General features: G+C 81.6%; 1 protein-coding gene. It reads right to left on the bottom strand.

Annotated elements, in window-relative coordinates:
* Window positions 1-212: 212 nt before the first annotated feature.
* Window positions 213-1,230, bottom strand: a 1,018-nt coding sequence (locus GTR00_RS21205) for an endonuclease/exonuclease/phosphatase family protein (RefSeq protein WP_166613485.1), incomplete at its 5' end; no start/stop codon positions are given.

The raw sequence follows: 1,230 nt of genomic DNA, 5'->3' as shown, positions 1-1,230 counted from the left end.
CGGGGGGACCGGCGGCGACGCTGGCGTCGGTCTCGCTCCGGGGGGGACGGGCGTCGACCGCGCCCCGACAGTAGGGCCACCACCCCCCTTCCGGGGGCCGATCGGGCGAAGATCCCCGCCGGGACCGGCACCGTCCTCCCCGCGGAGCACGCCGCGTGACGGGCGGGCCCGCGGGAGGCACGCACGGTGAGGACCCGGCGGGGCGCGGGGCGTCAGGCGCCGGTGGGGCGCCAGCGCGCCACCAGGGCCCGGTGGTCCGAGCCGCGCACCTGGCGCACGCTCGTGCCCACCACGCTCCACGCGGCCCCGTCGCCCAGGGCGTGGTCGATGGTGGCGCCCAGCACGGCGGGCACGTTCGCCGGCCAGGTGCCGCGCGCCCCGGTGCCGCCGGCCGAGCCGGCGTCCACGCAGCCGCCGGGCAGGTCCGCCAGGCCGGGGTGGTCCACGGTGGCGTTGAAGTCCCCCGCGGCCAGGGCGCCGGGGTGCTCGGCGCACCAGCGCGCCACCGCCGGCACCTCCCGCGCCCACTCCGCCAGCAGCCCGTGCACGGGGGCGCTGGTGTGCACGGCCGCCAGGGGCGGCCCCTCGCCGGAGACGGGCACGGCGGTGGCCACGCCCTTGCCGCCGGTCAGCTCCTGCGTCTGCCGGTACTCCCCCAGCGCGTCGGAGACCAGCAGGGCGGTGCCCTCGCGCGGGTCGTCGGCGTCGGCGGTGAAGAAGACCTGCACGCCGGTGCCGGTGGCGGCGCTGATGCGCCCGGCGACGTCGCGGGCGTACTCCGGCGTGGACTCCGGCAGGGAGACGGCCTGCGCGCCGGTGTCCACGGCCAGGGCGGCCACCGCGTCGCGGTCGGCGCCGGCGTGCAGCACGTTGGCGGCCAGGAACGTCACGTCGCCCGGGCGCGCCGCGGGCAGCTCCCCGGCCCCCAGGCCCCGCTGGGCGGTGACCACCAGGGAGGCGGCGGCCACGACGGCCAGCGCGGCGGCGGCCGGCAGCGCGCGCGGCCAGCGCCGGCCGGCCAGGCCGGTGGCGCCGGCGGCCACCGCCAGGCCCACGCCCAGCGGCACCCGGAAGGGCACCGCCCACACGAAGGGGCGGTGCCCGGAGAGGTCCACGGCGTGCGGGGCGGCGACGACGACGGCGCCGGCGGCCACGCCGAGGGTGACCACGGCGGTGGCCGCGTCGGCGGCGCGGGAGCGGGGGCGGCGGGCGCGGTGCACGGGCCAGAGC

The organism is Kineococcus indalonis (assembly GCF_009906395.1).
Taxonomy (GTDB): domain Bacteria; phylum Actinomycetota; class Actinomycetes; order Actinomycetales; family Kineococcaceae; genus Kineococcus; species Kineococcus indalonis.
Note: the sequence above shows the minus strand (reverse complement) of the source record. Positions and strands in the feature narration are given on the sequence as shown.